This window comes from Malaciobacter canalis (genome assembly GCF_008000835.1).
Lineage (GTDB): Bacteria > Campylobacterota > Campylobacteria > Campylobacterales > Arcobacteraceae > Malaciobacter > Malaciobacter canalis.
In genome coordinates this window covers 948,653-970,571 of record NZ_CP042812.1, presented here as the reverse complement: position 1 = coordinate 970,571, position 21,919 = coordinate 948,653, and the positions used below count along the sequence as shown (strand labels likewise).

The 21,919-nt window shown below is 28.6% G+C and carries 29 protein-coding genes; 5 read left to right on the top strand and 24 right to left on the bottom strand.

What is annotated here, in order from left to right:
* Positions 1-169: 169 nt before the first annotated feature.
* Positions 170-586 carry a hypothetical protein gene (locus ACAN_RS04890; protein WP_099334040.1) on the top strand — a complete coding sequence of 139 codons (417 nt, stop codon included), beginning with the start codon at positions 170-172 and terminating at the stop codon, positions 584-586.
* Between the two features lie 19 nt (positions 587-605).
* Here ACAN_RS04890 and blaOXA read toward each other — a convergent pair whose 3' ends face one another.
* Both blaOXA and ACAN_RS04880 read right to left on the bottom strand, forming a co-directional pair.
* On the bottom strand, positions 606-1,379 hold the full coding sequence (gene blaOXA / locus ACAN_RS04885; protein ID WP_409454905.1) for a class D beta-lactamase: 774 nt from the start codon (positions 1,377-1,379) through the stop codon (positions 606-608).
* Positions 1,380-1,382: 3 nt separating this feature from the next.
* Positions 1,383-2,627 (bottom strand): NAD(P)/FAD-dependent oxidoreductase, encoded by a 1,245-nt coding sequence (locus ACAN_RS04880; protein WP_099334038.1) that lies wholly within the window; start codon positions 2,625-2,627, stop codon positions 1,383-1,385.
* Between the two features lie 164 nt (positions 2,628-2,791).
* Between ACAN_RS04880 and ACAN_RS04875 the strand changes: the two genes are divergently transcribed.
* A complete protein-coding gene (locus ACAN_RS04875; protein WP_079577069.1) occupies positions 2,792-3,067 on the top strand; it encodes a hypothetical protein in 276 nt (91 codons plus the stop codon).
* A gap of 7 nt (positions 3,068-3,074) precedes the next feature.
* Here ACAN_RS04875 and ACAN_RS04870 read toward each other — a convergent pair whose 3' ends face one another.
* From ACAN_RS04870 to ruvA, 9 genes are all read right to left on the bottom strand, one after another.
* Positions 3,075-3,731 carry an ATP-binding cassette domain-containing protein gene (locus ACAN_RS04870; protein WP_099334037.1) on the bottom strand — a complete coding sequence of 219 codons (657 nt, stop codon included), beginning with the start codon at positions 3,729-3,731 and terminating at the stop codon, positions 3,075-3,077.
* On the bottom strand, positions 3,718-4,587 hold the full coding sequence (locus ACAN_RS04865; protein ID WP_099334036.1) for an ABC transporter permease subunit: 870 nt from the start codon (positions 4,585-4,587) through the stop codon (positions 3,718-3,720). The genes ACAN_RS04870 and ACAN_RS04865 overlap by 14 nt, the downstream gene beginning before the upstream one ends.
* Positions 4,577-5,365: a PstC family ABC transporter permease gene (locus ACAN_RS04860; RefSeq protein ID WP_165773053.1), complete on the bottom strand. Its 789-nt coding sequence runs from the start codon at positions 5,363-5,365 to the stop codon at positions 4,577-4,579. Before ACAN_RS04860 ends, ACAN_RS04865 begins: the two co-directional genes overlap by 11 nt.
* Positions 5,366-5,411: 46 nt before the next feature.
* On the bottom strand, positions 5,412-6,227 hold the full coding sequence (locus ACAN_RS04855; protein WP_099334034.1) for a phosphate ABC transporter substrate-binding protein: 816 nt from the start codon (positions 6,225-6,227) through the stop codon (positions 5,412-5,414).
* Positions 6,228-6,358: 131 nt separating this feature from the next.
* Complete coding sequence (locus tag ACAN_RS04850) at positions 6,359-6,847, bottom strand: HIT family protein (protein ID WP_099334033.1); 489 nt, start codon at positions 6,845-6,847, stop codon at positions 6,359-6,361.
* 26 nt (positions 6,848-6,873) lie between these two features.
* Complete coding sequence (locus ACAN_RS04845) at positions 6,874-8,310, bottom strand: Mur ligase family protein (protein WP_099334032.1); 1,437 nt, start codon at positions 8,308-8,310, stop codon at positions 6,874-6,876.
* Positions 8,297-9,016 carry an alpha/beta fold hydrolase gene (locus ACAN_RS04840; protein ID WP_079577076.1) on the bottom strand — a complete coding sequence of 240 codons (720 nt, stop codon included), beginning with the start codon at positions 9,014-9,016 and terminating at the stop codon, positions 8,297-8,299. Before ACAN_RS04840 ends, ACAN_RS04845 begins: the two co-directional genes overlap by 14 nt.
* Positions 9,017-10,057, bottom strand: a complete 1,041-nt coding sequence (locus tag ACAN_RS04835) for a D-alanine--D-alanine ligase (protein ID WP_099334031.1) — start codon at positions 10,055-10,057, stop codon at positions 9,017-9,019.
* 14 nt (positions 10,058-10,071) lie between these two features.
* Positions 10,072-10,635 (bottom strand): Holliday junction branch migration protein RuvA, encoded by a 564-nt coding sequence (ruvA, locus tag ACAN_RS04830; protein WP_079577078.1) that lies wholly within the window; start codon positions 10,633-10,635, stop codon positions 10,072-10,074.
* Positions 10,636-10,784: 149 nt separating this feature from the next.
* Between ruvA and ACAN_RS04825 the strand changes: the two genes are divergently transcribed.
* Positions 10,785-12,980, top strand: coding sequence for a methyl-accepting chemotaxis protein (locus ACAN_RS04825; protein WP_099334030.1), 2,196 nt, complete (start codon positions 10,785-10,787; stop codon positions 12,978-12,980).
* A 35-nt stretch (positions 12,981-13,015) separates the two neighbouring features.
* Here the strand turns inward: ACAN_RS04825 and ACAN_RS04820 are convergent, their stop codons facing one another.
* From ACAN_RS04820 to ACAN_RS04810, 3 genes are all read right to left on the bottom strand, one after another.
* Positions 13,016-13,369, bottom strand: a complete 354-nt coding sequence (locus ACAN_RS04820) for a hypothetical protein (RefSeq protein WP_079577080.1) — start codon at positions 13,367-13,369, stop codon at positions 13,016-13,018.
* Positions 13,370-13,453: 84 nt separating this feature from the next.
* Complete coding sequence (gene truD / locus ACAN_RS04815) at positions 13,454-14,521, bottom strand: tRNA pseudouridine(13) synthase TruD (RefSeq protein WP_099334029.1); 1,068 nt, start codon at positions 14,519-14,521, stop codon at positions 13,454-13,456.
* A 35-nt stretch (positions 14,522-14,556) separates the two neighbouring features.
* Complete coding sequence (locus tag ACAN_RS04810; protein WP_099334028.1) at positions 14,557-15,381, bottom strand: thiamine-phosphate kinase; 825 nt, start codon at positions 15,379-15,381, stop codon at positions 14,557-14,559.
* 128 nt (positions 15,382-15,509) lie between these two features.
* Here ACAN_RS04810 and ACAN_RS04805 point away from each other — a divergent pair, with 128 nt between their 5' ends.
* Complete coding sequence (locus ACAN_RS04805) at positions 15,510-15,896, top strand: class II SORL domain-containing protein (RefSeq protein WP_099334027.1); 387 nt, start codon at positions 15,510-15,512, stop codon at positions 15,894-15,896.
* 119 nt (positions 15,897-16,015) lie between these two features.
* Here the strand turns inward: ACAN_RS04805 and ACAN_RS04800 are convergent, their stop codons facing one another.
* The 8 genes from ACAN_RS04800 to ACAN_RS04765 all read right to left on the bottom strand — a co-directional run bounded on the left by ACAN_RS04800 (position 16,016) and on the right by ACAN_RS04765 (position 20,869).
* A complete protein-coding gene (locus ACAN_RS04800; RefSeq protein WP_099334026.1) occupies positions 16,016-16,438 on the bottom strand; it encodes an N-acetylmuramoyl-L-alanine amidase in 423 nt (140 codons plus the stop codon).
* Positions 16,431-16,634 (bottom strand): hypothetical protein, encoded by a 204-nt coding sequence (locus tag ACAN_RS04795; protein ID WP_099334025.1) that lies wholly within the window; start codon positions 16,632-16,634, stop codon positions 16,431-16,433. Before ACAN_RS04795 ends, ACAN_RS04800 begins: the two co-directional genes overlap by 8 nt.
* The gene (locus ACAN_RS04790) at positions 16,591-17,019 is read right to left on the bottom strand and encodes a hypothetical protein (protein ID WP_099334024.1); all 429 of its coding nucleotides are present in this window, start codon (positions 17,017-17,019) and stop codon (positions 16,591-16,593) included. Before ACAN_RS04790 ends, ACAN_RS04795 begins: the two co-directional genes overlap by 44 nt.
* Positions 17,020-17,250: 231 nt before the next feature.
* Entirely contained in the window at positions 17,251-17,562 is a 312-nt protein-coding gene (locus ACAN_RS04785) for a hypothetical protein (RefSeq protein WP_099334023.1), read from the bottom strand.
* Positions 17,563-17,569: 7 nt separating this feature from the next.
* Positions 17,570-18,508 carry a phage late control D family protein gene (locus ACAN_RS04780; protein ID WP_099334022.1) on the bottom strand — a complete coding sequence of 313 codons (939 nt, stop codon included), beginning with the start codon at positions 18,506-18,508 and terminating at the stop codon, positions 17,570-17,572.
* Positions 18,502-18,705, bottom strand: a complete 204-nt coding sequence (locus ACAN_RS04775; protein ID WP_099334021.1) for a tail protein X — start codon at positions 18,703-18,705, stop codon at positions 18,502-18,504. Before ACAN_RS04775 ends, ACAN_RS04780 begins: the two co-directional genes overlap by 7 nt.
* Positions 18,702-19,076 (bottom strand): phage tail protein, encoded by a 375-nt coding sequence (locus ACAN_RS04770; RefSeq protein WP_165773052.1) that lies wholly within the window; start codon positions 19,074-19,076, stop codon positions 18,702-18,704. Before ACAN_RS04770 ends, ACAN_RS04775 begins: the two co-directional genes overlap by 4 nt.
* 71 nt (positions 19,077-19,147) lie before the next feature.
* Complete coding sequence (locus ACAN_RS04765; protein ID WP_099334019.1) at positions 19,148-20,869, bottom strand: phage tail tape measure protein; 1,722 nt, start codon at positions 20,867-20,869, stop codon at positions 19,148-19,150.
* 38 nt (positions 20,870-20,907) lie between these two features.
* Between ACAN_RS04765 and ACAN_RS04760 the strand changes: the two genes are divergently transcribed.
* Positions 20,908-21,096, top strand: coding sequence for a hypothetical protein (locus ACAN_RS04760; protein WP_099334018.1), 189 nt, complete (start codon positions 20,908-20,910; stop codon positions 21,094-21,096).
* Positions 21,097-21,186: 90 nt separating this feature from the next.
* Here ACAN_RS04760 and ACAN_RS04755 read toward each other — a convergent pair whose 3' ends face one another.
* Positions 21,187-21,405: a phage tail assembly protein gene (locus ACAN_RS04755; RefSeq protein WP_165773051.1), complete on the bottom strand. Its 219-nt coding sequence runs from the start codon at positions 21,403-21,405 to the stop codon at positions 21,187-21,189.
* A gap of 12 nt (positions 21,406-21,417) precedes the next feature.
* Positions 21,418-21,918 carry a phage major tail tube protein gene (locus tag ACAN_RS04750; RefSeq protein ID WP_165773050.1) on the bottom strand — a complete coding sequence of 167 codons (501 nt, stop codon included), beginning with the start codon at positions 21,916-21,918 and terminating at the stop codon, positions 21,418-21,420.
* Position 21,919: the final 1 nt, after the last annotated feature.

The window sequence follows — 21,919 nt, the reverse complement described above, 5'->3', positions numbered from 1 at the left end:
ATTTTATTTCCTTTTTAAAAGGAAATAATGACTAATATAGTGATTTTTAAGCTTTTTTGTACTTATTTGTGCATTTTTACTATTTTCTTCCTTTTTAAAAGGATGAAAATATTTTTATGCTTTTATAAAGTTAAAATTATATAAACTTTTACATATAATAAGGAGCAATATGATTGAATATATTAATGAAATCTCAAAAGATGAAGACTATATAAGATACAACCATTTTCTAATTAGTGAAAATCTAAATGAACTTTTACACAAAGATTACTATTTATATAATACTAATGAATTTAACAAATCAGATTTAATAGAAGAGCTATACAATAAAAACTTTGTAAATAAGTATGATAAGGTTCAACACAAACAAATATTTGATTTATATATTAATAATGATAAGTTTAAAGAAAAAGCTCAATTTATCTATTCAATAATAGATAATAAAAAATTTGAAGAGTTTGCAAAAAACAATCCAGACATTGAAAATCCAAATGAATACACTATTACTTACAATATAGTTGATTCTGCTGGTGTTAAAGTTACTATGTATCAACTAAGCCTTACAGAAATAGCTTTTGTATTTTAGATAATCTTTTTTTGATTATCTAAATCACCCTTTTTTGTCTCAAGACTTCTAAGGTTACTTTTTTTCTTAAATCTAATCTTTTAAAATCTTCTATTAAGAGATTTGTTGCAAAAAACCAAACATCATTTTTTGTTTCTAAATAGCCTACATACCATCCGTGTTTATTTTTTACTGATGTGGCCCATCCAGTTTTTGAACTTAGTTTATATTTTCTGTTTTTTTCTTCAAACATAATATCTTTTACTATATTTATATATTTTTTATCTAGTGGTAGATTATTTAAGTACAGTTTCTTTAAAAACTCTACTTGTTCAAATGCTGTGATTTTTATATCTCCATCAAGCCAAAAGCTACTTGAATCAGTACCAACTTTTTTATTTCCATAATCAAAAAGTTTTAAATAGTTTTCATACTTTTGTATTGAGATTTGTTTTGCAAACTTTTGATAACACCAAACGCAAGAGTATTTAAAAGCACTCTTTAAAGTTTGGTCTTGATTCCATACATCTAAAAATCTCTTTTTATTATCCCACTTTATTATTTGATTTTCATCTTTTAGTAGTTTTTCATTTAATATAATCAAACTATTTGGTATTTTGAAAGTTGAAGCTGGCAACAAAGGTTTTGTTGCCCTATTTAAATTATAAGCATAATTTTTATTACTATTTAAAGATTGTATAACTATTGTGCCATCTACATTAAAAGAGTTAAATACTAATCTTATCTCAATATCTTCTGCTTTTAATAAACTACTAATAAATAGTAGTAGTACAAATAATCTTTTCATGTTTATCCTTTACTGATAAAATCCTGAAAAAAGTAATATTCCATCACTTTGGGCATTTGTTTTATCATTTGATACTAAATCACTTATTATTGAACCAACAGCTGGAGCAAAAGTCATACCTAACCAGCCTAATCCCATGGCATATGTTAGATTTTTTATTTTTTCATCTTTACCTATTAAAGGTATATCATTGGGAGTAAGTGGCCTAAATCCTGTCCAATTTACTTCATTTTTCATATCAAAAGCTTTATTATATGCAAAGAAATTACTTTTTATACTATCAATTTGCTTTTGTACTACAGCAGGATCATTACTTCCTATTTCTAATTTTGAAGTAAGTCTTACATTCTCTTTTCTTGGAGTCATAACAATAAACAAATCATTAAATAATGTAGAAGTTTTTGGTACAAACTCTTTTGGCATTTCAAAAGTAATACTATATCCCTTTGCAGGAGTCATCATCAAATCTTTTTTACATTGATTTGCAAGCAATGTTTGATAACCTGTAGACATAATAGTATGTTCAGGTCTATATTGATTTCCATTTGAAGTGATTATATATTTTATCTTGTCATTTCTAATATCTAACTGTTCTACTCTTTCATTTAGTATAAACTCAACACCTTCTTGTTCTAAATGTTTTTTTAATTCACTCATAACTTTTCTTGAATCAAAATGTGCATTCTTTTTAAATAAAATTGCACCCTTTGCTTTATTTGTTATTGTTGGGACATACTCTTGTAATTCATCAAAATCTAAAACTTTAAATCTATCTTCATTTATATAATTATATTTTTTCAATTTCTCTTTGTAACTTTTCTCTTCTGTAAAAACAGACAACATTCCATCTCTATGATAATCAAAATCTAAATTATGTTCTTTTATCATTTGTTCATAAAACTGTAAAGACATTTCTCCATACTTTTCAAATAGCATCATTGTTTTTTTTGTTCTTTTTTCATTTGCACTAAGTATAAAGTTTAAAAGCCACTTGTATATCTTAGGACTTAATGTAGGATGAAAAATTGCTGGAGATTGACCTTTTAGCATAAGCTTTAAAGTATTTGTTATAACTCCTGGATAACTTAAGGGTGTTTTATCATAAGAAGATAATAAACCTGCATTTCCAAATGATGTTGAGTTTGTAATATCACCCTCATCTATTACTGTCACCTCTCTACCACTTTTTTGTAGAAAATAGGCACAATTTAGTCCAACAATACCTCCACCTATTATAACTACATCTCTTTTCATAAAAAATCCTTTTAGATTATATTTATAATACATATAATACTAAAAAATCATATATAATAAAAAAATTTTTAATCTACATTAAAAATTTAATCAATATTTCAATAGATTTGTTACAATAAACCTAGCTTTTGTTATAATAGAAAAAATCAAAGGAAAATATACATATGACACAAATAAAAGAAGATTTATTAGAAGTAGTTGAAACAACAATGATACCAGAAGTAGAAGCTTATATTGAAGACTTGCATAAACTAATTGAAAAAGGTGAGCAAACAGAAGATAATATGGATGAATCAAGAGAAATGGAGTCATTTCTTTTAGAATTACAAAATATTGTTCTTGCTATAAAAGAAGATAAGATGAATGATGAACAAGCAGAAGAAGTTTACGCTAAAATAGAGCAACTATTAGAAGAGAGTCAAGAAAATCTAGAAGAATAAAAAACTTTTATTCTTCTAAGAAATAACAAAAATCAGCAATATTATTTATTTGCGATTTAAAATGACTAATTATGGAAATAGTAATATTTTGATTTTTTAGCATTTCCTCTATTTTTTGGCTAAGTGATTCATTAAGTGAGGCAGTAGGTTCATCAAGCAATAAAAGTTTTGGCTTTAAGAGTAAAGCTCTTGCTAAAATCAATCTTTGTTGCTGTCCTCCTGATAAATTAAAAGCACTTTTATGTAAAATATCTTTTACTTCATCATATAAATAGACTTGTTTTAAAGCTTCTAATATTCTTTCATTTTTATTCTCTAATTTATGTGTTTTAGCAAAAAAATTCAAATTATCATATATACTCATAGGAAGTAAATCAGGGTGTTGAGATACATAAATTATCTCTTTTCTCAAATCTTGTGCTTGATTTTCATCTAATTTTAATAGATTAATATAGTTATCATTTTTTTTGTAAAGTATTTCTCCACTTAATTTATAGTCATCTTCATATCTAATCATAGAGTTAATACATAAAAATAGTGATGTTTTTCCTATACCACTTGGACCTTGAATGGCAGTAATTTTATTCTCTTTTATTTCTAAATTTAAATTTTCAAAAATTACTCTATTTGAAAACTCTAATTTTAGATTTTTAATAATAACCATCTTTTCTTTTAACCCCTTTTTGTATAAGTTTTGTAAGTAAAAATAAAATCAATGAAATAATCAAAAGAATAAGTGCAGCACTAAAAGCTTGATTTAGTTCAGTTTCATCTGCGTAGTTTGTTGATATATAATAAATATAAAAAGGCAATGCTTCATATTTAGAAAAAATACTGCTAGCAATTCCAACACTAGCAACTGCACCTGTTAACATAATTACAGCTGTATCTTCACAAGCTCTACCTAAAGCTAAAAAGATACCACTTAAAAGCTCTTTTGAACAATAAGGAATAAGTACTAAAAAAAGATTTTTAGTTTTAGATAAACCCAATTTCAATGACAATAATTTTATATGTTTTGGAATACTATCTAAAGCATATTGAGTATTTTTTACAATATAAGGCATAACTAATAGTGCTAAAGCCAAAGATGAAAGAAAAAGTGATGGTAAAAAATTTGTTAAAAACTCTTCATGCAAATATATACTTAATAGTAAAAAAAATAGCCCAATTAATATAGAAGGAACAGAGGAAAGAAGCTCAAAACAGAAATTAATATACTCTTTTGCTTTTTTATTTGCATACACACTTAAGTATATTCCACTAGCAAAACCAAAAATAAATGAAAAAGCCAAACTCAATATAATAAGCATAAGTGTTCCTACAATTGCAGGAAAAATACCATCAAATACTCTTTGTTTTAACAAAAGAGCATCTACTACATCTGTATCTTGAAAAATTAATTCTAAAGAGATAGAAGCAAGTCCTTTATATAAAACAAATCCCAAAAGTGTATAAACTAAAAATATAGCACCTAAAGTAAAAACATACAATATCAATTTATAAAGTTTATACTTCATATGTTTTACCTTTTATTTTTCTAATAATTAGTATTAGTATAAAATTAGAACTTAAAAGTAAAAATGCACATAAAAAAATTGCTTTAAAAGCCATTGATTCAAAATCATTTGCAAAAATCAATGCTATATGAGATGTTAAACTTCTAGTAGAATCAAATATAGATGTAGGAAAAGCCAATGCATTTCCTGCAAGCATCAAAACTATCATAGTATCACCCAAAGCTCTTGTAGTTGCTAATAAAACTCCTTGACTTAATTGTGTAATAGAATTTTTTATTACAAATTTAAAAAAAAACTCTTCTTTACTTATGGATAAATTCATACAACATTTCATATATTTATTAGATAAACTATTGAATATATTCAAAAAAATCAAACTCATAGTTGGAATAATAAGCAATGATAAAACAACACTAGCAACAAATATAGATAATGTTGAACTTGGCTTAAAATAACTAATAAAAGGAACAAAAATAAATAGTGCAGAAAAAGCATAAATTACAGTAGGAATTGTAGCCATCATCAAAACAGTTTTTTCTAAGAAAAATTTTATTATTGATGAATTTGTAAGAAATATAATACTACAAATAGAAAATGAAAAAACAAAACCCAAAATCAATGCTAAAAAACTTACAATAAAAGAACCAAATAAAAAAGTAAAGATTCCATACTTATTATCTTGTACACTCCAAGTAAAAGAGAAAAAACTCTTCAATTCATCAAAACTAAATAAATCTATACATAAATAAAAAATAATAAAAAAAATGCAAAAAACCAAAAAACTACTTATAAGAGTTATTATAAGTAGCCCTTTAGAAAAGATATTATTCATTTACTGGAATAAACCCATATTTTGATACTATTTTTGCACCCTCACTACTTCTTAGATAAGAAATATATGCACTTGCTAACTTTGATGGCTCACCACTACTTAATAAATATAAACCTCTTGCAACATTGTAACTGTCATTATTTATATTTTCAACAGTTGGTTTAACACCATTTATACTTAATAACTTTACGCTATCATTTGCTACACCTAAAGATATAATACCAATACCATTTACATCTTTTGAGATAGCTGTTTTCATAGCTGCATTTGATGATACAACTCTTGCTTTATTTGATATAGGTGATTTTTTTAAAGCCTTTTTCCAAAAAACTTTTCTAGTAGCACTTGACTCATCTCTTGTATATAAATTTATAGGTGCATTTGATAAACCTAACTTTTTAAAATTAGTTATTTTTCCACTAAATATATCTTGTAATTGTTTTGTTGTTAAAGAATCAATATTTAACTTAGGATTAACAACAATACCTATTCCATCAATTGCAAAACGAAATAGTTTTAAATCTCCATTTTCAATCTCTTTTTGTGTTGGTTTTCTTCCTGAGTTTGCAAGGTCAATGATTTTTGAACTAACTTGTTTTATACCAATCCCACTACCTCCACCTGCAATTGAAATAGTAATATCTGGATATTTTCTCATTATGTTTTTGATAGCTTCTTTTTCACATTTTATATGAGCTGTTCCACCAGCTATATTTAAAGTACCTTTTAAATTTTCAAATAGTTTTAAATCTGATGCATTCAAAAAAGTTAAAGAGAGTGTGATTAATGTAAGTAGTAATTTTTTCAAAACTTACTCCTATAATTTTATAAAAAATTATGAAGCATAAGTAGTTATTTTTCTCTTATGTTCTGCTTAAACCTTAAGCTTTTTTTATGTTTTGAAATTATATTAAATATTACATTAAATTATTATAATATCTAAACAAAATATTTAGTTGCGTTATTTTTTAGCTTATTAAATATCTCATCAAAATCAGCAGGATAGACTCTTGTTTGTCCAATAACTGTGATAAAATTAGTATCACCTTTCCATCTAGGAAGCAAATGATAATGAACATGCTCAGCTATTCCAGCACCAGCAGCATCACTTAAATTCATACCAATATTAACCCCATGTGCATTCATCACATCTTTTAATAATTTAACACCTTGTTTTACTCTAAGGCTAATTCTTAACCAAACTTCATCATCTAAGTCTTCAATTTTATCTGTATGAGTATAAGGAATAACCATCATATGCCCAGGTGAATATGGGTATTTATTCATCACAACATAGCATAATTCATCACTAAATACTACTTGTAACTTTTCATCATCTAAGTTTTTCCCAATATGACAAAAAACACAACCTTTGATTTTGTCTTCTGTTACATATTCATGTCGCCAAGGGGCATATATCTTTTCCATCCTGATTTCCTTTGACAAATAAAATTTTATATAAAGTTTGGTGCATCATTTGCAAAAAGTATCAAATCACCTGATTGGGTTTTTTGTGCTAATAACTCTTCAAGTTTTGATTTGTCTTTTAAAACAATAACTTTTTGTTCATCAATATTTTTACTTAATAAATGTGAATTTAGCTTTCCAGTGATTATTGCAAGATCAAAATTTTCATTAATCTGTTTTGCCAATAATATATTTGCTTCATCAGTTGATTCTACAAGTCCTGGAGTTACTATTACTTTTCTACCCTCATATGTTGAGCAAATATTTACAGCCTCAAGCATTCCCTCAAGGTTTCCATTGAAACTATCATCAACTATTATTTTTCCACCTGCATGAATTAATTGAAGTCTATGTGGTACAGGTTGAAGTTTTTCAAATGCTACTTTTATCTCTTCTAAACTCATTCCAAGTTCAAGGGCTACATATATAGTAGCTGTTAGATTTATTGCATTAAAACTTCCAAGTAAAGGAGCATGAAAGTGCTCTTTTACTCCATTGATTTCCACATCAAACCATATGCCATCTAAGTTACTCATTGTAATATTTAAATTATCTGGAAATTTAATAATTGATGGATGTTTTTTTAATGGTACACTTTCATGCACAAAACCTTTTTTTAATCTTGGAGAGTGAAGTAATTCAGACTTAGTTTTAATAATATTTTCCAAAGTCTTAAAATACTCAATATGCTGTTCTCCAACACTTCCTATTACACAATATTGTGGTTCTAAAAAATTTGCAATTTCTGCAATATCACCCTCTTGTCTAGCCCCAGCTTCTGCAATATAAACTTGTGCATTTGATGGTAAGTCTTTATTTACATCTAAAACTATTCCTGCAATTGTATTTACAGATCTTGGAGTTTTATATGTAACATATTTATTTTTCAATACTTGATATAAATAGTTTTTTATAGAAGTTTTACCATATGAAGCAGTAATCGCTACTATTTTCAAATCCTTCATAGATTGAACTCTTCTTTTGCCTTGATTTTTAAAAGATATAAAAAATATCTTTTCTAAAACAGTAGAGATAACATATGCCAAAATCAAAGGTATAAAAACAGCTGAGATATAGCATGATTGACTAACTAAACATAAAGCTTTAATGGCAAAAGTAACAAACAATAAAATTGCCAAAAATCTTTTTACTCTTGAAGTAAGAACAAGTGGTCTATCAAGTTTTTTATTCCAAAGATAAAATAAACCTGCATAAAATACATAAAAGAATATAGCAAAAGCTATATCATTTAATACATAAAAAATAACAATAGGAAAAACAAAATATGTAAAATGCCATTCTTGTTTATGATGCTTTAATATAACTCTTTCTAGCTTATAATTATACCACTGTAAATTAGTAATCATATACCAACCAAGTGCCATTATGAAAACTATTTCAGTAAATAAATTAAAGTATTCCATTCTTTATTTCCTTTGCAATATCTTCTGCATGAATACAGAAAAAAAAGTGATCTGCTTTGTATGATTTAAATTTTGATTTTTTTATTAATTGTGATATTTTCTTTCCAGATTCAAGAGAGGTTGCTTTATCTTCCTCTCCCCAAAAAATAAGTGCATTATTTGGAAAGTTTGAGAACTGTTTGCTAAAATCTTCATTTACTACATTTTTAAAAGTTTCATACATATTTTCACTCATTGAATCTACATCTTTACTTCTAAAAATTTTAGTTAGTTTTAAAAAACCCAATTTATTAAATATTTTGGCAAGAAAGATTTTTAGTTTTACATCTAAACTTTTTTTCTCAACAATACCAGCACTACTTAATAAGACAAGATTTTTTGGTTTTAATAAAGTTGCAACTTTTCCACCATAAGAGTGTCCTACAATGGCAACTGGTTCTGATTTTATAGCATAAAGTAGTTTTTCAACTATTAAAGCATAATCATTTGTATGCAAAATATAACTATTTGATGTTTTTCCAAAACCTGGCATATCAATATAAATATGTCTAAACTCTTCCAAGCAATGTTCAAAAGCATTTTTCATAATTTGCTTATTGCTTCCCCAACCATGCAAGAAAACTATATCTTGTTTTGCATTTGCATTTACTATTTCATAAGATACATCAAACTCTTTTTCAAAAACTGCTATATTCTTAACTGCCAATTATTTCCCTTTACTTGCTTGAATCTTATTTACATACTCATAGTTTATTAAAATCTTTCTTGTTTTTGGCAATGATTTAGAAAGTTTTTTTATAACTTCATCAAAATTTGAGAAAAGATAGTTTGCCATACTTCCTGGAACTGGGTTTATTTCATTTAAATATACTTCATCATCTTTAACAAAAAAATCACACCTAATAAGTGCTCCCTCAAATTGTGTATTATAAATAGCTTTAAATTTTTCTTTTATTTTTTCTTCTAGCTCTTTTGATATATCAGCTTTTAAAGCAGTACTAGTTCTTGCAAAATCTAAATATTTTTTATCAAAATCCAAAAACTCTGCTTTTTGAGGCTCTTCAATAATAGAAAACTCAAACTCACCAGCTATTTTACAAGCTGCTAGGTTATACTCTTTTATTCCATTTACAAAAGGCTCTACTATTATCGCATCATCAAATTCAAAAGCCACATCAAGAGCATACTCTAACTCTTCTTTTGATTTTACAACTGATACACCAATAGAACTACCAAGTCTTACAGGCTTAATTATTACAGGGAACTCTTCAATTAAAATCTCATCATCTTTTGTAAAATATTTATAATCAATAGTTTTTACATTTACACTATGAGCATAACCTTTTGTTAAAAATTTATTAAAACTTACTGCACAAGCTTCTTTTCTTGGACCTATAAAATCAAGATTATTAAACTCTAAAAGTGAAGCAATTACACCATCTTCACCATCACCACCATGCATCATATTTAAATAAACATCTGCTTCTAACTTTTTAGGTTTTGATAAAAATCCAGCTTGTGTGAAAAAACCATCTTTTTGCAATAAAAGCTTTTGGCATTTTTTATACTCACTAGAACTAAAAAGTTTAGATTTTATTGTATCTGTTGGAATATGATAAAAATCTCTATTTTCATCTAAAAATATATACTCTATTTGAACATTTATAACATCTTTCATGGCTATTGCAGATACAATAGAGATTTCATGTTCATATGAAACCCCACCAAAAATAATCCCTAATTTCAATCTTAACTCCTAAGTTATTTTTGAAGCTTTTTTAAAGCTTCTTTTACAAGTTCACCTGTATTTGTACTAACACAAGTTTTAAGCACTTTTGAGACAACATCTTTTTTGAAACCTAATGATTCCAAAGCAAGAGCAGCATCTAAAGCATTTGTTGCATTTGAAGACTCATCATCACTTCCACCATCAATAACAAATCCAGAAAGCTCTACTAAAATTCTACTAGCACCTTTTGGTCCAATTCCTGGAACTCTTTTAAGCATAGATATGTCATTTGAGCTAACAATTTGTGAAAAAGATGAAGGAGTAAAAGTAGAACAAATTGCAAGTGCAACTTTTGGTCCAACACCATTGATTTTTATTACTGTATCAAAAAGTTTTTTTTCATTTAAATCTAAAAAACCATATAAATTTTGCGCATCTTCTCTAATAATATGAGTAGTATAAAGCTTGACTTCATTTTTCGTTATTTTTGAACTACAATTTATAGAAACAAATACTTCATAAATAAGTCCATTTGCATTTATATGTAAAAAAGTAGGCTCTTTTTTTTCTATTTTTCCCTCAATACCGACTATCATTCTTTGAATCTCTTTAAAATTATTTTTAATTAATTTTCTTAAAAAAAGTGTTACTTTTCTACCGAAACAATACTTTTTTACACCTAGATAATCATATCTAAATGAATTTCATTATATAATAAATAAACTTAAAAAAAAGGGGCGTTATAATGCTCGATATCGTAACAAAAAAGATAAGTAATAAAATAATATTTTCTTTACTGATATTGATGACCATTAGTAGTTTAACTATCGTTTATTTTACAACAAAAAGCGTAAAAGCAGACTCTATTGCCGTAACAAAAGAGAATCTTGCAATGTTAAATAGTGCTATGTTTCAAAGTCTTAGGTATGCTATGAATACAGGTGATCCTGTACAAATTGCAAAAGCTGAGGAAGAAGCAAGACAGATAAAAGGTGTAAGAGAATTAGTGGTAGCAAAAAGTAAACCACTAATAGAAATGTACGATCCAGGAGCAGAATTTACAAATGATAAAGATATTCTTAAATCATTTGAAACAAAAAAGTCACAAATTCTTGAAGTAAGAGAAGGTGAACATCATAATTTAAGAATGATTAAACCAATGGTTGCAACACAAGAGTGTTTGATGTGTCATGCAAATCAACAAGAAGGTGATGTAATAGGGATTATGGATTTAACATTCTCTTTAGATGAAGCTGATGGAAGAATTTATGATTTGATAGTTGAAATTTTAATTATTTCAACAATACTTGGATGGATTACAATAGGTTTAGTTTTATTAGTAGTTAAAAAAGCTACAAATCCTATAGGGAAACTTAAAGAGGGATTTCAAAATCTTCTAGACTCAAATGATACAAGTGTTAAACTAGAAGTTCAATCAAAAGATGAAGTTGGAGAAGTTGCAAACTTATTTAATGCATATATGGATAAAGTAAGAGATGGTTTAAAACAAGATGAGAAAGTAATAGAAGAAGCAAATGATATTTTAGAAAAAACTGGAAATGGTTTCTTTGTTTACAATGTACAATCAAAAGCAGCAAACCCATATGTGGAAGATTTGAAAAATAAACTTAATTTGATGATTTTAAGTACAAAAGAGACTTTAGACAAAATCAATGATACATTAAGAAACTATTCAGAATCAAATTTTGATTACAAAATTGATGACAAAGGTATTTATGGAGATTTAGGTTCTTTAGCTGCTGGAATTAAACTTGTTGGAAATAACACTTCTGAAATATTAGCAATGATTATGAATACAGGTGATGAGCTTAGTAAAAATACTCATTTACTTTCAACTGCTTCTGAGAACTTATCTGCTTCATCAAATGAACAAGCATCAAGTTTAGAAGAAACAGCTGCTGCATTAGAACAAATCACTTCTAATATAAAAGGAAATACAGCAGCTACAGTTAGAATGGCTAGCTTAGCTCAAAATGTAACAGGTTCAGCTAAAAAAGGTCTTGATCTTGCAAATACAACAGCAACATCAATGGAAGAGATAAACTCAAAAGTTACAGCAATAAATGACGCAATTGAAGTAATTGACCAAATAGCATTTCAAACAAATATTCTTTCATTAAATGCAGCAGTTGAAGCTGCAACTGCTGGTGAGGCTGGAAAAGGTTTCGCAGTTGTTGCAGGTGAGGTTAGAAATCTTGCAAGTAGAAGTGCACAAGCAGCAAGAGAGATTAAAGAGCTAGTTGAAGATGCAAGTGATAAAGCAACAAAAGGTAAAGATATCTCTACTAATATGATTGAGGGATATAATGAACTAAATAGTCATATAGCAGATACAATTGAAATGATTGATAGTGTAGCAACTGCATCTAAAGAGCAAGAAAAAGGTATCGTTCAAATAAATGATGCAGTAAATAACCTAGATCACTCAACACAAAGAAATGCAACAGTTGCGGATGATATATCAAAAATGTCTGCTCAAATCGCATTTATGTCAGACTCACTTGTAACAGCAGCTTCAAGAGCAAACTTCTTAGAAGAAGCAAGAGATGGAGTTGCAAATGTTGATTTAGTTTATGATACAGCAAAATTAAAAGTTGATGTATTAAAACTAAAAGATACAGTATATTCACAACTTGGTAAATATAACACTTGGGATGTTAAAGAGAGTAATTCACTTGAAGAGTGGATTAAAAACTATGAAAACTCAACAACAAATGTAAATACAAATGCCATTGAAAAATTAAGAAAATTAAACAAAAGTTTAAGTACAAAACTTCAAACACTTGTTACTTCAAATGCAAATAAACAAGACAATGCCTTATTAAATGAGCAAGCAAAAGAAGTAGAAATAGAAGCTTTAAGAATTTTTGGAGAATTAAATGCTCTAAAAAAAGATGCTTGTAAACATATGAAAAAATAAAATAGATAAAAGAAGAAATAAACTTTCTTCTTTTATCAACCTTGCATTTGCTTAATCAAAGCTTCTAACTCTTCTTCTGACATATTGTCTTCACTATTATCAATATTTTTAGCAGAATTGGCTAGATTATATTGAGATTTATCAATATTATTTTTCTCACAAACAAAATTTACGACTCTTTCTATTCTTTGTCTATGTAAATCTTGATGCTGTAAAAGACCAAGTGAATTGGAAATCTTGTTAGTTAATTTCTCTTTTTCTCTAATAGAAAGTTCCATAGTATCAATACTTTCTTGCAGAAACTCAAAATCCTCATATATCTTACAAGCATGAATCTCTGACTCTTTAATCACATCACAAAGTTCTTTAATCAACTCTTCATATTTCATATATAGCCTTTATAAACATTTATATTATAAGTCTATCTTTTTTTAACTTAACTATATAAACAAAAGAGTCATTTTTTTTGTTTTTTAATGAATAAGTTCAGCAATTAACTCAGTAGCATATGAACCTTTTGGAAGATAAAAAGACAACTCCATCCAGTTTTTATCTTCTTTATAATTACTTTCAATATCAGAAGGAAATATCCAAGCAAATCTTCTTGCACCATCTTCTTGAACAACTTCTTTTGTAAAATCTTGCTCAATACTCAATGCTTCACCTTGAGCTTTTTTAATCTTTTTACCACATAAAAGTCCAGTTGGAACCCTATCTTTTGCATAAAATTTTGAAGCTTCACTTTGTATATCTTCAACATAAAAAATCTTACCAAAAGGATAATGTGACATTAAATCTCCATGCATTATTTTAAAAGGATGCTCTTGTGTTTTCATCTGTTTTACTAAATCCAAAGGAAGATTTAATTTTTCATAAATCTCTTTTGGTTCAAAAGATTCAATTAGTTTTGAAATCTCTATTCTTTTTGAAAGCCAATTATTAAAAAGGTAACTTTGATAAGAGTTAATAAACATTTGTCTTAGTTTTCTATCTTTTTCTTTTAAAGTTCCATTTATTATTGCTTCACCTTTTTTATAATTATCTCCCTCAATTCCAAATCTTTGAAAACCAAAATAGTTTGGCATACCAAAAGCTGCAATTTGAGCTAAAACTTGCTCGATTATTCTAGCATCAACAGGACTAACTCTTTTTAATCTAATAAAAAACTTATTTCCTTTTAGGTGCCCTATTTTTATCTTGTTGTTATGATAAGTAGTATCTAATATCTTGATTTGTTCATGCTTAAAACTACTTAATTTATCCTCATATTTTTTATGTACAGATATAGATTGAATTGTCATTGCATTCTTATCTTTTAAACCTGCATAACCAATATCTCTATGCTTACATCCAAAGTGATTAGCAAATATAGAAACTGCATCCCATGTTGTCAGCTCTTTTTTTCTAAACTTTATAATTAAGTGTTCACCCTCGTTTGAAAACTCATATAAAGGCTCTTCTGTTACAACAAAGTCGTCTTTACTTTGTTTGAAAACAACATTTATTTTTGCATGATTTAAGTATCTTTGTATATTAGTCAATTTTATTCCTCATTTTGATTGTTTTTTCTATTGTATTAAAAGTGATGATTTTTTGCATCTGTTTTATAGCTGCCTTTTATTGCTTTTGCAAATATATTTAAAGAAATATTATGTTTTTTTGCACTTTGCATAATCTTTTCTAGATTTTTCTTAGAAAAAGTAAAAAGCATCTCATACTCTTCACCTGATGTACCTATATCAGATGATATTTTATCAAAAAATTCAAAATCAACCTTACTTGCCTTTGATAATCTTTCTAACTCAAAAAATAATCCATCTGATATATCTAAAGAAGCATTTACATATTTTGAAATATCATAAAAAAAATCACCTTTTAATTTTGGCTTTATAAGTTTTGATTTTGAAGCTATTTTTTTACCCTTTAAAGCTTTTTTCAAATCCTTTTTACAACTACCAAGATCTCCTGTATAACATACCAAATCATCAATCTTTACTCCACTTCTATATATTGGATTTTGACTTTTTGAAATAATAGTTACTGAAATATCAAGTTTTTCATTGCTTATTGTATCTCCACCAATAATTTTAATACCATAATCTTTTGCAACTTTTTTAAAACCATTTGCAAGTTTTCTTAAATCACTTGTTGAAAAATCTTTAGGAATAGCAACAGTTAAAAGCGCATAAAGAGGCTTTGCATTCATAGCAATTGCATCTGAAATATTTACAAGCATTGCTTTAGCAGCAATCTGTTTCAAACTCATCCACTCCCTTTTAAAATGTACATTTTCAAAAAAAGCATCTTGAGAATAAACCATATTTCCAACTACAGCTGCATCATCGCCTATAAGTTCTGTTTGATTTGTAAATTGTTGTATAAAATAGTCTTCTTTATTCATGGCGAAATTATATCAAAATAATCCTCTAAAATCTAATTTTTCCCTTAAATTATTTTCTTGGTAAAATATTATTCTTATTAATTAATAATTTTTATTATATAATAATACAATTTTAACAAGGAGAATTAATGCCAAAGATTAACAAATACGTAGATATTGATACAGTAGAAAGAGAAGCAAAAAAAGACTTAATAGATAGACACTCACCATTTATTCACTGTAAGGAAACTGCAAAAGCAGGAGAACCTTTTGAAGTAACTGTAAAAATGGGAAATGAATATACACATCCAGATGATTTTGATCACTATATTGAGTCTGTTGCATTATATAATAAAGAAACACTATTAGCAAAAGCTACATATGTTCCAGGAACACTAGGAAATGTAAAAGCTCATAATACAACTACATTTACTATTATTCCAACAACAAAAAAATTAAACCTAGTTGCACACGGATACTGTACAAAACACGGAATTTGGGAATCAACGCCCGTAATTGTGGAAGTTACTGAATAGTAATATATTCGATTTCATGGGAAAGGTAGGAGTTTAAAGTTTCTACCTTTTTTTATATTTGTACAGTCTTTGTACAGCTAATATTATTCTTTGTATAAATCTGTACAAATTAACTTTCTTTAATAGTATTGTAAATTATCAAGAAATCTTTTAACTTTAAAATTAGGACATGTTTTAGATGAAACATCATAGTGGCCTAAGATATTTTCATTTATGATATCATATTTAGTTTTAAGCTCTTTGATTAATTTAGCTAAGGACTCAAACTGCTTATCAGTAAACTCATCAACTCCAATTAAGCAAATACCAATATGTGTTGAATTTAAACCTACTGCATGAGCGCCTGACTTATCAATATCTCTTCCTCTTTCAATCGTGCCATCCATACATTCAAGATATGTATTGTTTTCTACTTGACCATTACAAATCACAAAATGATACCCCACATTGTTCCAACCTCTTTGTCTATGCCATTTATCCACTTCAATACTTGAACCAAAAGTTGAATCAGAACAATGAATGATAATACCTTTTTTACTCATTTGATACTCCTTTATTATCTAAGATGTTTTTTATAGCTCTTTTATCTTCTTTGCACTCAACTGCAAAGTAAAAGAGATCTACCATATAAGATGATGTTTCACTTTGCATTGTTGCAACTGGTACACTTGGAAGTGCTTTATCTTCCAGGTATTTACCTGGTACTGATATTTTGATCTTTTGGATCTTTGTTTGCACTAATGGTTTCTGACTGCAACCACTGAAGAGTGCTATTAATAACATTGGCATTAATACCATCATCACTTTTTTTAACATTTTTTATTTCACCTTTCTTATTTGCATATGTTTTAAATCTTTTCAGTTCTGCTTTATGTGAAGCATTTAACTTTTCTATGATCACCTGGTTCTGCTCTTTATACTCTTGGAACTCTTTTGCATTTTGGTTTGAGATCTTTACACTTTCATTAAGTGCCAATTCGTATGATTGAAGATCAGCTTTTAATTCATCATTTTCAGAACTAACCCACCAAGAATATAAACCAACAGTTAAAAGCATTGCACCAAGTGCAGCAATAACAATCAAATAAACTTTAGAACTTAATCCACCTAAAAAACCTAACATGTACACCTCCAGTTTTTATAGTGCTTATATGTGTTATAAGTCACGATCCACAATAAAAGTAAAGTGATCAGTACATAGTGTGTATGTTCCCAGTCACTCACAAAGTTTGCAATTAATAAAAATGCACAAACTGATAAGATAAAAATAAACCCAACAAAGTTTGTTTTATACATTTTTCTTCTAAGTGAAAACACCAGGCAAAGTGGTGCAGTGATTTGCAAGATTGTTAAACTAAGCATTTGTATTTCCTTTCACTTTGATATACTTATGAAACATCTTTATGCCATCTTTACCCATAGTTGCAACACCACCAGCTAAACCAACTTTTATCCACATGTTCCATAATGGATAATATTGTTCAAGTAAATAAAAAACTGTTACCATGATAAATCCACCAAGAATTGAGTTTATAATCACAAGGATCACCAGCTTCCAAATATTTACTTCTTTTTCTTCTTCACTTGTCAATGCTTCTTCTATAAAAAAGAGTGCTGATAAAAACACACCTATTGCAAAGATCCATAAAGTTTTTAAATCAATCATCTATCTATTACCTTTCAAAGTTAATATTTATCATCCAACCACCTTGATCAAATGTATGTTCAACAGTCTTGATCTGATATTCGCCATCATCTTCAAGTGTGTTCACCAGGTTAAGTTTTCCACCAGCAAAGATTGCTTCACCCTCAATTGACAAAGAACCACTAATCAATCCCTGGTTCGCTCTTTGAAGTTTTGCAGCTGCTTTCCCTTTTGCTTCAGCTGGATTTTTGAAATTGCCTTTATTGATCAGAACTGGTTCACCACTTCCAACTGTGATTGATTGTGTTTTGTTCTCTTTTGTATCGTGCCAAGTTGATTTGCACGACTTATAAAGTGTTTTGTTTGAATATTTTATGGAGTAGCTATCACAATTATTTGCATTGATTGTATATGTTGGAAGATCATCATTTTTCTTTTCATCTTTAATCTTCTTAGTAAAGATCAAAGTGTTGTTTTTTATGTTAAATATTGCATTGTATTCTTTGGCTAATCTATTTAAAAAGTGTAGATCACTTTCATTGCTCTGCACCTGGCATGAAACAAAAGTATCATCAAAATCACTTTTAAGGTTTATCCCACTTCTAGCAGCTATTTGTTTACATATATCTTTTATAGATACTTTTTCATATGTAATATCTCTTTTTTCTTTCAGTGCATTTGTAAAGTTTACACCAGTAGCACTGATACTTAAAACATGTTTTTTATCTCTAGTTGTAGTTTGTACCAGGAACGATCCCATGTAAGTGAATTGTTCATCATATCCCATGTAAAGTTTCAATTCATCCTGGTAAGCTGGTCGTGCAAATTCACCAGCTACTTTGATATTTAATTCATCAGCTTTTTCATTTACTTCATCATGGAAACTTAAACTGATCAGGTTTTTTTGAATGGCAGCAGTTACATCCTTGCCATTTGCCTGGATCATAAAGCCTGGTGTTCTTACCATAAAGTTTTAACCTCTTTGATCTTTGTTTTTTCGATTGTAACTACTGGTAAATTGATCACTTCACCATCTTGTAAAATAGTTCTGTTTTTTAATCCTGGATTAGCTTCAACCACTTTTTCAAATACTTTAAGTGATCCATATTCTTTGAAAACAATTTGATCTAGCCTATCACCATTTTGTGCTGTGTAAACTCTCATTGATCATTATCCTCTACAACTTGCAATGATGTTTTATATACTTGTTTTAAAAACTCACCACTTCTTAAAAAGCTGCTTTTATCCTCTTCAAGATCCATAATTATTATAGTTTTTGCAGTTCCATCAGGAAGAACCAAAGTAACTGGTTCTTTTTTTCTTCCAAGAAGTTCAAAATCTCTTAGCTGCTTTTGGCTCTTAGCAATTAAAGTTCCCTCAACATCAATCTTTTCTTCATACTCACCAATTGCCTGGTAACTATCAAAGTTTCCCACTCTTGCATGTTTTACAAAACCAAAAGAAATTGATCGTTTAAGTTTTTCAAAATTTGTTGTATTTATATCAAATTTGAAATCACCAATTAAAGCTAACAAAATAAACTCCTATAATCTTTTCATGGATTTTATTAAAAACCCTGGATCATTTAAAAGGGACAAAAATATATTTATATATCTTCATCACTCAAACCACGATCTGCACCATCTCTATTCATGGCACTTACTATTGCTTTTTCAACCTCTACATTTGAAGCTGGATTATTTACATTTACTTTTATATGATTTGTTTGTGCAACATTTTGTGCAGCTGGTTTATTGATCTTCATTGCTCTTGGTGTTACTGCTGCTGTTTTTTTATCATCTGATCCAAATCCAAAAAAACTTTTAATAGATGATCCAAAACTTTTTACTTTACTTACTGCTGATCCCAACCAAGCAAATTTACTTTTTAATGTAGCAAAAAAATCAACAAAAAACTTTTTGATTGGATTCCAATATGTATATATAGCAACAGCAGCAATTGCAATTCCAGTTATTGCAGCATAAATTGGATTTGCAGCAAAAGCCATTGTTAATGCTTTCACCCCACCACCAACTGCAAACAATCCAATTTTTACTGCTGCAAGTCCAGCTGTAAGTGTTGGAAGAACCATTAAAAAACCACCAACTGTGATCCCTAGTGTTCCAACAACTGTTAAAACTCCAGCAGTACCAGCAATAACCCAACCAAGTGTTTCTGCCAATCCCTCATTATCATCTATCCAGGTACTAACTGAATTTGCAACTGATCCAATTGCTTCCCCAAGTTTATAAGCAGCTGGTGCAAATAGTTTTCCAATAGTTGCACTAGCATTGCCAAGCTTTTGGTTTAAAATTTCAAACTCTCTACCTTTATTCCTTGCTTTTGCCATTGCTTCAACATTGTCAAGGGTTGCATTATTTAGTTCTATTTGTGATTGTCTTAGCTGATCAGTTTTATCAATTAATCCATTTATTGTTTTAACTGCTTCACCTGATCCAAATGCTTTTATTATTTCATCTTGCACTTCTACTGTTTGAAGAGTATCACCATACTTTTCTTTTAACTGTTCCAGGATCTGAACCATTGGCAACATTTTGCCCTCACTATCGGTGAACTGTAATCCTAGTTCTTCTTGTGCTGATCCAACACCTTGTAAAAATGCTCTATATCCAGTTGCAGCTTCACTTGCACTATCAAATGCACCTTTTGAATTACCAATGATTGCAAGTTCTTCACTTAAGCTTACACCCATTTTGTTTGCCATTGCACCAATGTTTGAAATACCAGCAATAAGATCTGATCCCTCTGTTCTAAATGCTTTTACTGCTAAACCAACTTGCGCTGACATTCTATTTCCAAACTCAAAATCAGTTTCATTTGTTTGTTTAAATATCCCATGCCCAAGTGCAAACATTTTTGTCATTTCTTCAGTAGTTGATTTTGTAGCTGCACCAGTTATTGCAGCAAGTCGTGTGAACTTTGCAACACCCTCATCACTAAGACTTGATATACCTGATTTAATATCATATGAAGCCCTTACAAAATCAGGTGCAGTTGTTCCAGCAAATTCATTTGAAAAGGCTTTTGCTTCTTTTGTAATCTTTGCAATACCACTTTCACCAATTCCAAGTGAAGCTATATCACCTTGTGCTGCTGCTAGATCCTGGTAACTTGTAACTGCTGATCCAATACCTGAACTTATTGCAGTTCCAGCAGCAAGAGACATTGTTCCATACTTAGCCATACTTCCACCAAGTGCAGTAATCTGTTTATCAAACTTATTGATTTTTTGAGTTGCTTTACCAAGTGCTGGTGATAGCTGGTCATATGCAGATAACACAACACCAAGTGCCAACATTTTTTCCATATCTAGCCTTTTTCTTAAATTTATGATAAAATAAAACTATGAAAGATCTTATATATTCAATAAAAGCTTTTATAGGCTTATTTCTTATTACTGCTATTGCTGGTGTAACTGTTGCAATACTTAGTGAAAATATTGCATACAGTCTTTATACAACAGCAACTATTTTTATCTTAGGGTTTGTTGGTCTTGTTCGACAATCTTATTTGCACTCTCTACAAAATAAATAAAATCATTTAAATACATTTCAAGCATATCAACATAACCAAAATGCAAAGTAGAACCTATCAAAGCCATACCTTGCAAAATTTGATCATATTCTAAGATTGAAAACCCTCTAAAGCCTTTTGTAAAGGTGTATACTCTTTCATTGTAAGATCATCAAGTTCTTTAACTGTAAGCCCAGTAAGATTTGCAATCAAATGCACTTCCAGTTCCCCTTGGCTTTGGTGATTTCCCACAACTCTAAAATCTCTTACTTTTGGTTCTCTCATTTGAACCTTTTTCCCTTTTACTTCAACTTCTACTGTATTTCCCATCATTTACCTTTCTTACTGAATATGAGATCTAAGATCTTCTAAAAGATCTTTACCATCAATTTTTGCTATCATATTTATAGTGTCAAGCATAACCATCTCTTTACCATCAATTTCAAGAATATATCTATTTAGCTTCATAGATATTTTTCTTTCAATTTGTTTACCTGCTTCAAAATCACCATCATCAATATCTACACTTCCTTTAAATGTAGCTACGATAGATATTCTTTCACCACCTTGAAAAATAGATCCTTTTGCTTCAATAGAAATTCCATCAGCAGTTTTTGAAGCATCTGACATTGCACTAAATATAACTGATGAAAATTCACTTAGTATAAACTCACTTTCAAGCTCTTTAAAAACACCTGTATCAACAGATCTTTCAAAACCCCCAGCTGTTATTGTTTCTCTTATTTGTTCAATTTTGGGTAAACTCACCTTTTTACTTGTACCTAAATGTCCGATACCACCAATAAAAATATTAAAATCCGTTAATGTTTGTGGATATTTCATG